Annotated in this window: 16 protein-coding genes; 8 read left to right on the top strand and 8 right to left on the bottom strand. The window is 65.2% G+C overall.

Annotated features, from left to right (window positions below):
* Positions 1-157: 157 nt before the first annotated feature.
* Positions 158-1,156, bottom strand: coding sequence for a polyprenyl synthetase family protein (locus ACZ52D_RS05015; RefSeq protein WP_464442754.1), 999 nt, complete (start codon positions 1,154-1,156; stop codon positions 158-160).
* Between the two features lie 57 nt (positions 1,157-1,213).
* On the opposite strand from ACZ52D_RS05015, the gene ACZ52D_RS05010 reads away from it, so the two are divergent.
* The 3 genes from ACZ52D_RS05010 (at position 1,214) to ACZ52D_RS05000 (ending at position 2,612) form a co-directional block, all read left to right on the top strand.
* Complete coding sequence (locus ACZ52D_RS05010) at positions 1,214-1,429, top strand: putative signal transducing protein (RefSeq protein ID WP_222456321.1); 216 nt, start codon at positions 1,214-1,216, stop codon at positions 1,427-1,429.
* Positions 1,426-2,190, top strand: coding sequence for a tRNA1(Val) (adenine(37)-N6)-methyltransferase (locus ACZ52D_RS05005; RefSeq protein ID WP_464442753.1), 765 nt, complete (start codon positions 1,426-1,428; stop codon positions 2,188-2,190). Before ACZ52D_RS05010 ends, ACZ52D_RS05005 begins: the two co-directional genes overlap by 4 nt.
* A 248-nt stretch (positions 2,191-2,438) precedes the next feature.
* On the top strand, positions 2,439-2,612 hold the full coding sequence (locus ACZ52D_RS05000) for a YdcH family protein (protein ID WP_222456319.1): 174 nt from the start codon (positions 2,439-2,441) through the stop codon (positions 2,610-2,612).
* A 125-nt stretch (positions 2,613-2,737) separates the two neighbouring features.
* Here the strand turns inward: ACZ52D_RS05000 and yddG are convergent, their stop codons facing one another.
* Positions 2,738-3,601, bottom strand: a complete 864-nt coding sequence (yddG, locus tag ACZ52D_RS04995; protein WP_464442752.1) for an aromatic amino acid exporter YddG — start codon at positions 3,599-3,601, stop codon at positions 2,738-2,740.
* Entirely contained in the window at positions 3,598-4,545 is a 948-nt protein-coding gene (locus ACZ52D_RS04990) for a transcriptional regulator GcvA (protein ID WP_222456317.1), read from the bottom strand. Before ACZ52D_RS04990 ends, yddG begins: the two co-directional genes overlap by 4 nt.
* A 114-nt stretch (positions 4,546-4,659) precedes the next feature.
* On the opposite strand from ACZ52D_RS04990, the gene ACZ52D_RS04985 reads away from it, so the two are divergent.
* Positions 4,660-4,809 carry a hypothetical protein gene (locus ACZ52D_RS04985; RefSeq protein WP_369928493.1) on the top strand — a complete coding sequence of 50 codons (150 nt, stop codon included), beginning with the start codon at positions 4,660-4,662 and terminating at the stop codon, positions 4,807-4,809.
* Positions 4,810-4,922: 113 nt separating this feature from the next.
* Here the strand turns inward: ACZ52D_RS04985 and phbB are convergent, their stop codons facing one another.
* The 5 genes from phbB to ACZ52D_RS04960 form a co-directional block, all read right to left on the bottom strand.
* Entirely contained in the window at positions 4,923-5,645 is a 723-nt protein-coding gene (gene phbB / locus ACZ52D_RS04980; RefSeq protein ID WP_222456315.1) for an acetoacetyl-CoA reductase, read from the bottom strand.
* Between the two features lie 202 nt (positions 5,646-5,847).
* A complete protein-coding gene (locus tag ACZ52D_RS04975) occupies positions 5,848-7,023 on the bottom strand; it encodes an acetyl-CoA C-acetyltransferase (RefSeq protein WP_222456314.1) in 1,176 nt (391 codons plus the stop codon).
* 311 nt (positions 7,024-7,334) lie between these two features.
* Positions 7,335-8,174: an EAL domain-containing protein gene (locus ACZ52D_RS04970; RefSeq protein ID WP_222456313.1), complete on the bottom strand. Its 840-nt coding sequence runs from the start codon at positions 8,172-8,174 to the stop codon at positions 7,335-7,337.
* Between the two features lie 176 nt (positions 8,175-8,350).
* Complete coding sequence (locus ACZ52D_RS04965; RefSeq protein ID WP_222456312.1) at positions 8,351-8,692, bottom strand: hypothetical protein; 342 nt, start codon at positions 8,690-8,692, stop codon at positions 8,351-8,353.
* 129 nt (positions 8,693-8,821) lie between these two features.
* Positions 8,822-9,382: a TlpA disulfide reductase family protein gene (locus ACZ52D_RS04960; RefSeq protein WP_464442751.1), complete on the bottom strand. Its 561-nt coding sequence runs from the start codon at positions 9,380-9,382 to the stop codon at positions 8,822-8,824.
* A gap of 22 nt (positions 9,383-9,404) precedes the next feature.
* On the opposite strand from ACZ52D_RS04960, the gene argH reads away from it, so the two are divergent.
* The 4 genes from argH to lysA all read left to right on the top strand — a co-directional run bounded on the left by argH (position 9,405) and on the right by lysA (position 13,004).
* Complete coding sequence (gene argH / locus ACZ52D_RS04955) at positions 9,405-10,799, top strand: argininosuccinate lyase (protein ID WP_222456310.1); 1,395 nt, start codon at positions 9,405-9,407, stop codon at positions 10,797-10,799.
* Between the two features lie 36 nt (positions 10,800-10,835).
* Entirely contained in the window at positions 10,836-11,012 is a 177-nt protein-coding gene (locus ACZ52D_RS04950) for a hypothetical protein (protein ID WP_222456309.1), read from the top strand.
* Positions 11,013-11,103: 91 nt separating this feature from the next.
* On the top strand, positions 11,104-11,268 hold the full coding sequence (locus ACZ52D_RS04945; RefSeq protein ID WP_464442750.1) for a hypothetical protein: 165 nt from the start codon (positions 11,104-11,106) through the stop codon (positions 11,266-11,268).
* 470 nt (positions 11,269-11,738) lie between these two features.
* Positions 11,739-13,004, top strand: coding sequence for a diaminopimelate decarboxylase (gene lysA / locus ACZ52D_RS04940; protein ID WP_464442749.1), 1,266 nt, complete (start codon positions 11,739-11,741; stop codon positions 13,002-13,004).
* Positions 13,005-13,034: the final 30 nt, after the last annotated feature.

Genomic DNA, 13,034 nt, shown 5'->3' with positions numbered 1-13,034 from the left:
GCTCCCGCCCGCGGCACGGCGCATCACGGATGCTTGTCCGCCGTTGGGCCGCGCGCCGCGCTGACGCACGGCGCGTTATCGTCCGGCCATTCACCTTTGCAAAAATACTCCGGGGTGAGCGCCAGCGGCGCGAGGGGCAGCGCCCCTCAAAACCCCGTCAGTGCAGCCGTGCCACCACGTAGTCGGCCAGATCGCTCAGCATGCCGCGGATCGCGTGATCGGGCAGCGCCTGCAGTGCCGCGCGTGCCTTGGCTGCCCAGGCCAGCGCATCCTGCCGCGTCGCCTCCAGCGTGCCGTATTTCGCCATCAGCGCCAGCGCCTGCTCCAGGTCGCCGTCCTGCTGCTTGCCCTTCTCGATGGTGCGCGTCCAGAAGGCGCGCTCCTCCTCCGTCGCCTGCGCCACCGCCTTGATCACCGGCAGCGTCAGCTTGCGCTCGCGGAAATCATCGCCGACGTTCTTGCCGGTCGTCTTGGTGTCGCCCTGGTAATCCAGCAGATCATCGGCGATCTGGAAGGCAATCCCGAGCGCATCACCATAATCAAACAGCGCCTGCACCTGGTCCTCCGGCGCGCCGGCAATGATGCCGCCCACCTCGGTCGCGGCCGAGAACAGCGCCGCGGTCTTGCCGCGCACCACCTGCAGATAGACATCCTCGTCCGTCTTCAGGTTCGAGGCGGCGGTCATCTGCAGCACCTCGCCCTCGGCTATGGTGGCCGAGGCATTGGCAAGGATGTCCAGCACCCGCAGGCTCTCGGTCTCGACCATCAGCTGGAAGCTGCGGGCAAACAGGTAGTCGCCGACCAGCACGGAGCTTTTGTTGTCCCACAGCAGGTTCGCGGTGGGCCGCCCGCGGCGCTGGCCGCTCTCGTCCACCACGTCGTCATGCAGCAGCGTGGCGGTGTGGATGAACTCCACCGTCGCCGCCAGCTTCAGGTGATGCTCGCCTTCGTAGCCGCACAGCCGCGCTGCCGCCAGCGTCAGCATTGGCCGCAGCCGCTTGCCGCCGGCCTCGACCAGATGCGCGGTGACCTCGGGGATGCGCGGCGCATGACGTGAAGCCATCCGGTCGCGGATCAGCGCGTTCACCGCCTCCAGTTCCTGGCTCAGCGTGGCGGCCAGCATCTCATGCGGCTTCTTGGTCATCACTTGGTCCATCACATTCCCGCCTGCGAGGCTCGACAAGGCAGGCGCCTTGCCCTTAGATCCTGTTCCATGAAAGAGCTTTTGCGCAGCACCGATCCGACGATCATGGCCTTTGCCTCCGCCCTTCTTGAGGGTGAGGATATAGACTGCTTTCAAATGGACGTAAATATGAGCATCCTGGAAGGTGGCATCGGCATTTTCCCCCGCCGCCTGATGGTGCGTGCGGATGATTACGACGCGGCGCTGGTGGTGATGCGCGACAACGACATTCCCCTGGGCAGATGACGGGTTTTGCCGACAACGAGCTGAGCCGCAACGGGTTTCTGGGCGGCCGGGTGCAGCTGTGGCAACCGCTGGCGGGTTACCGCGCCGGGGTGGACCCGGTGCTGCTTGCGGCCAGCGTTCCGGCGCGGCCGAAGGATGCGGTGCTGGAGCTGGGCTGTGGCGCGGGCCAGGCCCTGCTGTGTCTGGGCGCACGGGTGCCGCAGTTGTCGCTGACCGGCGTGGAACTGCAACCGTCCTACGCCGATCTCGCCCGGCGCAACGCCGCCGCCAACGCCCAGCCGATGGAGGTCTTCGAGGCGGATCTTTCGGCGCTGCCCGAGCCGCTGAAGCAGCGTCAGTTCACCCATGTCATCGCCAACCCGCCCTATTACAAGCCGGGCGCCCACAGCCCGGCCCGCGATGCCGGGCGGCAGGTGGCGCTGGGCGAGCGCACCCCGTTGGCCGCGTGGATCCGCACCGCGGCCCGGCGGCTGGTGCACCGGGGCTACCTGCACATGATCCAGCGGGCCGATCGGCTGCCGGACATGCTCACGGCCTGCGCGGACTGTCTGGGCTCGGTCGAGGTGCTGCCGCTGGCGCCGCGGCAAAACCGCGCGGCGGAGCTGGTGATCCTGCGGGCCCGCAAGGGCGGGCGCGCAGATTTCCGTCTGCATGCGCCGCTGATTCTGCACGAAGGCGCGCGACATGAGCGCGACGGAGACAGCTACAGCCCCCAAATTCGCGCGGTGCTGCGGGACGGGGCGGCCTTGCCCTGGCCCTGAACCGCGGGCTGCCTCGCCTTTTGGCAGCCGTGCCCAGATAGGGATCCGGCGATGCGGTTTCAACCTCTGCGGTGGGGGTGAATGCGGTGTGCAGCCGGAATTTGCGGGCAATTGGCGCCGGATGGGCGGCACTCGGCCGATATGAATATTTCATGACAAAAATGCTGCGGCTGCGGCGTGACAGACGCGCAAACTTGTGCTCCACTCTTCTTGTCCGAACACATCTAGCTCAACGAAGGAGGAGTGCCATGAGCCTCAGCTCGCACCTGACCGAACTTAAGAAGAAGCACGAGCATCTGAGCATGGAAGTGGAACAGGCCCAACGATCGCCGAGTACCGACGGTCTGCAAATCGCGACAATGAAGAAACAAAAGCTCAAGCTGAAGGAAGAGATTGAGCGCCTGACGGCAGAGGCCGTCTGAGGTTCCGGCCGGGCCTCGCGCCCGGCATGTAGACGAGAAGGGTCGCCCGGATACGGCGACCCTTCCTTGTTTTGTGGGCCTCTTGATTGGGCCGGAGGTTTAGCAGCTGGCGTTGCCGGGAGGTGTCAGCGCGCGGCGCTGGCACGGGCGGCAATCAGCGCCCCCGCGGTGATCAGTGCCGCAGCGACCGCCAGGCCCCAGCTCGCGGTGGCGACGCCTGCCAGCACCAGCACCAGCGTCGACAACAGCGGCGCGGCGTAGGAACTGGTGCCCAGCATCTGGATATCCCCCTGCTTCACGCCGATGTCCCAGACATAGAAGGCCAGCCCCACCGGTCCCAGTCCCAGCAGCAGGGTCGAGACCCAGCCGAGCGTGCCCGCAGGCCAGACCGTCTCTTCCAGTGCGAAATGCAGCCCCCACGACGCCAGGGCGGTCGCGAGGCAGAACACCGCCACCGAACTGGTCGGCGCGCCGCCCAGACGCCGCGACAGCACCGAGTAGCCCGACCAGGTCAGCGCGCACAACAGCGCCAGCCCGTAGCCCGGCAGATACTGCGCCTGGAACCCGGCCCCGCCGCCCGAGATGATCGTCGCCGCACCGGCAAAGCCGAGCACCGCACCGATGAGATGCCCGGCCTTCAGGCGTTCCCCCGGCAACAGGCCGGAAAACAGCACGATCAGCAGCGGCCAGAGATAGGCAATCAGCCCGGCCTCGGCCGCGGGAGCCAGCCGCAGAGCCGAGAAATACAAGGCGTGATAGCCGAACAACCCCAGCGTTCCGAAGACATAGACCCGCACCGGCACATGCCGCAGCTGGCCCAGCTTGCCGCTGGCAGCGGTCCAGACCAGCCCAAGGGTGCCCCCGATGGTGAAGCACAGCGCGTTCAGCAGCAGCGGCGGGGTCGGGGCCGAGCCCACGGTCAGCAACGCCAGCAGCGACCACAGGAGAACAGCGATGAAGCCAATGGCGGTCGCGCGGGTACGGGTCATGGTGGGGGCAGGTCCTTTGCGGGGATGATCTCGAAAGCGTCTGATATGTAAGAGGTTTTTTCGATCTCCGCAACAAACCAGTCGCGAAAGGCGGCGATCTGCGGCCGGTTCTCCGTGCCGCTGGCGCAGAGGAAGCGGAAATGCGCGTCGGTTTCGATCGCGGTCTTGAAGGGCGCCACCAGTCGGCCTGCGTGCAGGTCGGTCACGATGATCGGCCGCCGCCCCAGCGCCACGCCGACCCCGGCAAGAGCGGCGTCGATGGCATGGTCGGCCTGGGAAAACCAGGCGCCGTGGGTAGGGGTGAAATCGATCCCCTGCGAGCGGAACCACACCGGCCAGTCGCACGGCGGATCCAGGAAGTTCAGCGACTCGTCAAACAGCAGCGGTGCTTTTGTCAGGCTTTCGGGGGTGGGGTAGCGCTCGGCCATTTCCGGCGTCATCACAGGCGTCAGCCAATCCTTGCGCAGCGGCATCGCCCAGACGCCCTCGTCCGGGCCGTAGCCAAAGCGGATCGCCACATCGACCTCGTCGCGGGCAAAATCCATTTGCCGCAGCGTGGCCGAGAACCGAAGGTCGATTTCCGGGTGGCTTCGCGCGAACTCATAGAGACGCGGTGCCAGCCATTTCGAGGTGAGCGCAGGCCCGGCTGTCACCGTCAGCGTGGTGTTGTCCTGCAGCCTGCGGGTGGCGCGCCAGGCGGCACTCAGCCGTTCGAAGCCGTCGCGGGTGCCGGGGGCCAGCGTCTTGCCCGCCTCGGTCAGCTCCACGGCGCGGTTCAGCCGGTGAAACAACGGCTCCCCCAGGTGTTCTTCGAGCGATTTCACCTGGAAGGACAAGGCCGCAGGGGTGACGTGCAGCTCCTCTGCCGCCTTGGCAAAGGACATGTGACGGGCGGCGGCCTCAAAGGCGCGCAGGGCGGTCAGCGGGGGCAGGCGATCAGACATGTTCACATAAGTAATACTTAACCGAAGCGCGGAGAAGTCTCGTTTGTCAGTTTCTCTCGGCGCGCGCATATTCAACACATCCAAGGATACTGATCCGAACCAAGGAGGCCCGAGATGCTTGAATACTCCGCCAATGCCGCCGTCAAAACCGCCATGACCCGTGCCCATGCGGCCCGTGGGGCGGTGCTGAAACAGGCTCTGCGCTGGCTGGTGTCGAAATGCACCCAGCCGGGTCTTCGCCCCAGAGTTTCGCGCTGGGCCTGAGCGCCCGTCGCAACAGAATTTCCCGCTGAGCCTGAGCGCGCAGGGTTCTTACGGGATAGGAAAAGGGCCGGTCCTTCGGGACCGGCCCTTGCCGTTTCGAGCCTTGGCGCGGTTCAGACGAAGAACTGGGCGCCGTTGGCGGAGATCGTCGAGCCGTTGATAAAGCCCGAGTCGTCGGAGGCCAGGAAGGCCACGCAGCGGGCGATCTCTTCCGGTTCGCCCAGGCGCCCGGCCGGGATCTGGCTGATGATCGATTCGCGCACCTTCTCCGGTACGGCCATGACCATCTCGGTCGCGATGTAGCCGGGGCAGACGGCGTTGGCGGTGATGCCCGCGCGGGCGCCTTCCTGGGCCAGCGATTTGACGATGCCGAGGTCACCGGCCTTGGTCGCGGCATAGTTCACTTGGGCAAACTGCCCCTTCTGACCGTTGATCGAGGAGATCACGATGACGCGGCCGAACTTGCGTTCGCGCATGCCGGGCCAGACCGGGTGAACGGTGTTGAACACGCCGGTCAGGTTGGTGTCGATCACCTCCTGCCACTGCTGCGGGGTCATCTTGTGGAATGGCGCGTCGCGGGTGATGCCGGCATTGGCCACCACGATGTCGATCGGGCCAAGCTCTTCCTCGACCTTGGCGATGCCTGCCGCGCTTTCCTCGTAGCTGCCGACATTCCACTTGTAGGTCTTGATGCCGGTTTCTTCGGTGAATTTCGCCGCGGCTTCGTCATTGCCGGCATAGGTGGCTGCAACGGTGCAGCCTTGCGCCTTCAGCGCCTCGGAAATAGCTGCGCCGATGCCGCGGGAGCCGCCGGTGACGAGTGCAGTTCGTGCCATTCAAAAGTCCTCCAGTTAGTCTTCGAGTGGTAATCTTATTGTAAACTCAGGTCCAATCTAGCAACAATATTTCGCGGAGGAAATTCTGCACTGCCGCATAAAATTGTCGCACCCTCGGGCCTTCCGACTCAGATAACGTGCGAATGTAAAAGAAAAAGGGCGCCCCAAAGGGGCGCCCCGCGTATCAGCAAAAACGCGCCACTTACGGGCGCTCCACGCACATGGCGACGCCCATGCCGCCGCCGATGCACAGGGTGGCCAGACCCTTCTTGGCGCCGCGGCGCTTCATTTCGAACAAGAGCGTGTTCAGCACCCGGCAGCCGGACGCGCCGATCGGGTGGCCGATGGCGATGGCGCCGCCGTTCACGTTCACGATCGCCGGATCCCAGCCCATGTCCTTGTTCACCGCGCAGGCCTGGGCGGCAAAGGCTTCGTTGGCTTCGACGAGGTCGAGGTCGTCCACCGACCAGCCGGCCTTCTCCAGCGCCTTGCGCGAGGCATAGACCGGACCGACACCCATGATCGACGGGTCGAGACCCGCGGTGGCATAGGAGGCGATGCGGGCCAGCGGCTCGATGCCGCGGCGCTCGGCTTCGTCGGCGCTCATCAGCAGGGTGGCGGCGGCGCCGTCGTTCAGGCCCGAGGCATTGGCCGCGGTGACGCTGCCGTCCTTGGTGAAGGCGGGGCGCAGCTTCTGCATCGCTTCGAGGGTGGCGCCGTGACGGATGTATTCGTCCTGGTCGACCACGATGTCGCCCTTGCGGTGCTTGACGGTGAAGGGGGTGATCTCATCGGCGAACTTGCCGGCCTTCTGCGCCGCTTCCGCCTTGTTCTGCGAGGCCACGGCGAATTCATCCTGCATGTCGCGGGAGATCTGCCACTGCTCGGCCACGTTTTCGGCGGTCTGGCCCATGTGATAGCCGTTAAAGGCGTCCCACAGACCATCGCGGATCATGGTGTCGATGTATTTCATGTCGCCCATCTTGTGACCGGCACGCAGATGCGCGGCATGGGGCGACAGGGTCATGTTTTCCTGGCCGCCGGCGGCGACGATGGAGGCATCACCCAGCTGGATGTGCTGGGCCCCCAGCGCCACGGCGCGCAGGCCCGAGCCGCAGACCTGGTTGATGCCCCAGGCGGCACTTTCCTTGGGGAGACCGGCGTTGATATGCGCCTGGCGCGCCGGGTTCTGGCCCTGTGCGGCGGTCAGCACCTGGCCCAGGATGGTTTCCGACACCTCGGATTTGTCGACGCCGGCGCGCTCTACCACGGCTTCCAGTACCGCGGCCCCCAGGTCGTGGGCGGGGGTGTTGGCGAATGCGCCGCCGAAGGAGCCGACAGCGGTGCGCGCGGCAGATGCGATTACAACATTGGTCATTGGTTTTGATCCTCAGCCATCAATTCAGGTCTCAGGGAGGGGGGAGCTGCGCCGGGCGTTCACGGTCATGTGCGCAACAGTCTTTTCGTCTCCTCCAGGAACCGGCTTAATCTATTGCTGCACGTGCAGCAATTGACAGGGTGTCCCAGGGGCAGGCGCCGAGTCAACCGTCAGCGCAGGTCGATGCAGCAGGATTCTGCGGAGTTTTCGAAAAAGTCTGTCTTGACGCTGCAATGCAGCAAGCGCCGCCGCGCGGGCTGTCGGGACCGGGATCGCCCCGGCCGACGTCGCGCGCGGCGGGCGCGAAGAAATCAGCCGGCCTGTTGGCGGTGCTTCATGTCGTCGATCCAGGAGGGCGACACGGAGGGGGCGCCGAACAGGTAGCCTTGCAGGCAGTCGACGCCGTTGGAGACTAGAAACTCCGCATCGGCCTGGGTCTCCACCGATTCCGCGACGCAGAACATGTCGAACTGCTTGGCGATGCCGACCAGCGCGCGGACCACGGCCTGATTGTCGTGATTGGCGTGCACGCCGCGCACGAACTGGCCGTCGATCTTGACCGCGTCAAAGAAGAACTGGCGGAAATGGCCGATGGCGGTGGTGCTGGCGCCAAAATTATCCAGGGCGAAGGCAATGCCATGCGGCTGCATCCGGCCCATGAAATCGGTGACCAGTTCCGGCGCGGCCATGGCCGAGGCCTCGCTGATTTCCAGCAGCAGCCGTTCACCGAGGGTCTCGTCGCGTTTCAGGAAACGTTCCAGAACCCGCGTCCAGCGCTGGTAGCCGATGGAGCGTGCCGACATGTTGACCGACAGACGGATCTGGGGAAATTGTTCCAGCGCCCGCAGGCCGTGTTGCAGCGCAAGGCAATCCAGCTCGCGGCCCAGTTCCTTGTCCTCGACCACATGCATGAATTCGCGGGCCGGGATGACCCGGCCGGTGGCGTCCAGCACCCGGATGTAGCCCTCGTAGAAGGCCACCCCATGCGGCTCCAGCGCCTGCATGATCGGCTGATAGGCCAGCACCGTCTGGTCGTGCTTGATCGCCTCGGCCACCATGTCGAGCGTGGACTGATCGCGCCCCGCGACAGCGGCGCTGAGCGGGTTTTCCGCCCCTTCGGGCAATACGGCCTTGCCGTGTTTCTTTCTCATTCTGCTGCGGCCCCATTCCGGCAAAGGTGTAACACAGTATGATGCTTGCCGCAGCATCGGGCAAAAGGGTTGATGCGGGATTAAAGATCGCATTTGAATGAACCGGATGCCGCGCCCCCAAGACCCGTTTCAGGCCGCTGCAGGGGGCTGAGGCGACGTCCGGTTCGGGCGCTGGCTCAGACCGCCACTGCCATGTGCTGCGGTGGCGACAGCAGCTGCATCCGCACCACCCGTTCGACAAAGGGCACCAACCCTTCCGAGCCCGAGGCGCGGTCCTTGAGGTGTATGCAGACATCGGGCCGGAGCGCGGCGATGATGCCAATAAGGTCGCCGCGGATGCGGTCATCCAGCCCCGCGCCCATGATGACGCAGGCGATGCGCGGCTCGCTCTCGAGCTGGCGCACCACCTCGGGCTGGTCATGCGCGCCCAGCCAGTGAATCGGCAGATGGTCCAGCTGCCTGGCCACATCGCCGATCACATGTGGCAACTTGCCGATCAGTAACACGACAGGTTTCATATCTCGTTCTCCCATTCGCGCCGCACAGCGGCGGCCTCCATGGAATAGAGATAGTGCAGTTGTCGGCCGGGTCAGGGCACAGCCCGGCTAACGTCCATCAGGCAGGGAAGGCGGGCCCGGGGCAGAACCCTAGCTGTCGATCATCGCCCGAATGATCGCCTTGGCGCTCTCCGAGTTCCACTCGGCATCGCCCAGCAGCCGGGCAACCTCCTGCCCGTCACGGTCCAGCAGCACGGTGATCGGCAGGCCGATCACCGCCATCTCGCGGGCCAGCGCCTGTTTCGGATCCTGATGGCGGGGCAGGTTGTCGATGCCGGTTTCATCAAAGAATTTCTGGATCCCCACCGCCGAGTTGCGGCCCGTGGCGATGGTCAGAACCTCGAAATCCTCGCCGCCGAACTCCGCCTGAAGTTCCGCCAGCTGCGGCATTTCCTTGCGGCAGGGCGCGCACCATGTGGCCCAGAAGTTCACCAGCACCACCTTGCCGCGGTAGTCTTCGAGGCTGGTCATCCCGGCCTCATCCGCGAGGTGGAAGGCGGTGTCCGAGACCGGCTTTGGCTCGGCGTGCACCACAAGTTTCTTCATGGAACCGTCGCGCAGCGCCTCCAGCTGCGCCGGCTCGGCGGCAAAGGCCGCATTTGCACCCAAGGCAAGGGCCATATAAAGGGAAAGCTGACGAAACAGACGCATATTATCTCCGGGGTTCCACACCATGACAGATCAATCCTCGAACCAGATGTGGGGCGGCCGCTTTGCCGCTGGCCCGGACGCGATCATGGAGGCGATCAACGCCTCGATCGGGTTCGACAAGCGGATGGCGGCGCAGGACATTGCCGGCTCCAGGGCCCATGCGGCGATGCTCGCCGCCACAGGTGTCATTACGGATAATGATGCCGAGGCCATTCGGGAAGGGCTGCTCACCGTTTTGTCAGAGATCGAGGGCGGAACTTTCCAGTTTTCCACCGCGCTTGAGGACATCCACATGAATGTGGAGGCCCGCCTGAAAGAGATCATCGGCGAGCCTGCGGGCCGTCTGCACACCGGCCGCAGCCGCAATGACCAGGTGGCGACCGATTTCAAACTCTGGGTGCGTGACCAGCTGGACGCGGCGGAATCGGGCCTGCTGGCGCTGATCCGCGCGCTTCTGTCGCAGGCCGAGGCGGGGGCCGATTGGGTGATGCCGGGCTTCACCCACCTGCAGACCGCGCAGCCGGTGACCTGGGGCCACCACATGATGGCCTATGTCGAGATGTTCGGCCGCGATCTGTCCCGTGTGCGCGATGCTCGCGTCCGGATGAACGAATCACCCCTGGGCTCGGCGGCATTGGCAGGCACCTCCTTCCCGATCGACCGGGAGATGACCGCAAGCGCGCTGGGCTTTGACCGGCCGACCGCCAACTCGCTCGATGCGGTGTCTGACCGCGACTTCGCGCTGGAGTTCCTCTCGGTGGCGTCGATCTGCGCCATGCACCTCAGCCGCTTTGCCGAAGAGCTGGTGATCTGGTCCTCGGCGCAGTTCCGGTTTGTCACCCTGTCGGATCGTTTCTCCACCGGCTCTTCGATCATGCCGCAGAAGAAGAACCCGGATGCCGCCGAGCTGATCCGCGCCAAGGTGGGCCGGATCTTTGGCGCCAACACCGCGCTGATGATGGTGATGAAGGGCCTGCCCTTGGCCTATTCCAAGGACATGCAGGAAGACAAGGAACAGGTGTTCGACGCGGCTGACAACTGGATGCTGGCGCTGGCGGCGATGGAAGGCATGGTCAAGGACATGAGCGCCAACCGCGAGGCGCTGGCGGCGGCGGCGGGCTCCGGCTTCTCCACCGCCACCGATCTCGCCGACTGGCTGGTGCGGGTGCTCAAGGTGCCGTTCCGCGACGCCCACCATGTCACCGGAACGCTGGTTGCCATGGCGGAAAGCCGCGGGTGCGATTTGCCGGATCTGAGCCTGGAGGATATGCAGGGCGTACACGACGGCATCACCGAGGATGTCTTCTCGGTGCTCGGGGTCGAAAATTCGGTCAACTCGCGCATGTCTTACGGTGGCACCGCCCCGGCGCAGGTGCGCGCGCAGGTGGCCCGGTGGAAAGAGATGCTGGAGGGCTGAGGCCCGGCCACCCGCGCAGCTGCAAGGAGGCAGAACATGCGGAACAGGATTATTGCGGTGCTGGGGCTGGCGATGCTGTGCGCCTGCGGTGTCGATGGCGAGCCGGTGCAGCCGTCGCTGAATGCCGGGGTCGGTATCGGCAGTGGCGGTGTTCATGTCGGCGGCGCGGTTGGCCTCAGCAAAGGTCCGCTGCACGTGGCCCTTGGGTTCTGAGCGCACGCCCCCTTGATCGGCGGCGTATCACGCCCCACCTCCAAAACCGTCCGGGCCGATGTCCGGACGGTTTTTTCTTGGAGACGTCGCGATGAAATCTGCACTTTTGGCGCTGGCACTGGCCGCAACCACGATGATGGCCGCCTGTGATACCGGCGCCTCCGGAGACCGCGCCGCGGCGTCGCAGAAGCCCGCTCCCACCAGCGGGGTGTCGGTTTCGGGGTATGCGCGGATAGGGGTATCGCACAGCTTCTGAACCGGTCCGCCGAGGGGCGCCGGGTCAGCGAAGACGCCGTCGATGTGGTCGGCTCGATCCGTTGCGGAAATCCGGGGAAAGCGCGCAACGGTTGGGAATGGCGGCGCCGCCACGATGGCGGAGGCGGGACGGGCGTATCCGCCCGCACGCTGAACGTTGTCTCTGCGTGCCCCTGCCACGGGGCCCTGTTCCTAGCGGCCGGGGGTGTCAGCCCCGGCACATGATCGCGATCCGGGACACAATGGCACAACCGCTTTTAACATCGGGTGAGAGGGGCGTGCGCTGCCGCCGCAACGGCGCGCCTGATGATAGCCCCGCGCAGTGAGTATTTGGAGAAAGATGAAGCGCGCGGCGGCGTTTTCATCTTTCCTCAAATACTCAAAAAACCAACGCCTGCCGCAGGCGTCGGCGCGGCGGGTTGCGCGGGAATTCAATTGATCCGCCAGCCCGTTTTGCCCTAAACGCGGGGCATGGATCATTTTCTCTACCGCGACGGCGCGCTTTACGCCGAAGACGTTCCCATCTCCGAGATCGCCGCGGCGGTGGGCACTCCGTTCTATGTCTATTCCACGGCAACCCTGTTGCGCCATTTCCGCCTGTTCGACGAGGCGTTGGAAGGCACCGACCACCTGGTCTGCTATGCGATGAAGGCGGCCTCCAACCAGGCTATCCTGAAGACGCTGGCGCAGGCGGGCGCGGGCATGGACGTGGTGAGCCAGGGCGAATACCTGCGGGCCAAGGCCGCGGGCGTGCCGGGCGACAGGATCGTGTTTTCCGGCGTCGGCAAGACGGCAGAGGAGATCCGCGTCGCGCTGAGCGGCGGCATACGCCAGTTCAACGTCGAGTCTGAGCCGGAAATGGAAGTGATCAACGCGGTGGCGCAGGAGCTGGGCGTGGTGGCACCGATCACCATTCGGGTGAACCCGGATGTCGACGCCAAGACCCATGCCAAGATCGCCACCGGCAAATCCGAGAACAAGTTCGGCATCCCGATTGCCCGCGCCCGCGAGGTCTATGCCCGCGCCGCCGCCCTGCCGGGGCTGGACGTAGTGGGGATCGATGTCCACATCGGCTCGCAGCTGACCGAGCTGGAGCCGTTCCGGCTGGCCTATCAGAAGGTCGCCGAGCTGACCGAAACCCTGCGCGCCGATGGCCACGACATCCGCCGTCTGGACCTGGGCGGCGGCCTTGGCATTCCTTACGAGCGCTCCAACACCGCGCCGCCGCTGCCGGTGGAATACGGGCAGATGGTCAAGGAGACGCTGGGCCACCTTGGCTGCGAGCTGGAAATCGAGCCGGGGCGGTTGATTACCGGCAACGCGGGGCTGCTGGTCTCCAAGGTGATCTACGTGAAATCCGGCCAGGGTCGCGATTTCCTGATCATTGACGGCGCCATGAACGACCTGATCCGCCCGGCGATGTATGAAGCCCATCACGACATCGTGCCGGTGCAGGAAGCGGCGGCAGGCGTCGAGCAGCAGCCCTATGACATCGTCGGCCCGGTCTGCGAGACAGGCGACACCTTTGCCAAGCAGCGCAACATGCCGCCGCTGGCGGCGGGCGATCTGGTCGCCTTTCGCAGCGCCGGCGCCTATGGCGCGGTGATGGCCAGCGAGTACAACTCGCGCCCGTTGATCCCCGAAGTGCTGGTGCATGAAGATCAATTCGCGGTTATTCGCGCGCGTCCCACCTTTGACGAAATGATAAACCGCGATACCATCCCCCAGTGGCTCTGAGCCCGGTCCGCTGTGGCCGGGCCTGAACTG

The sequence above is a fragment of the Leisingera sp. S2M4 genome, from assembly GCF_055398055.1.
This window is presented reverse-complemented; position numbering and strand designations above follow the sequence as displayed.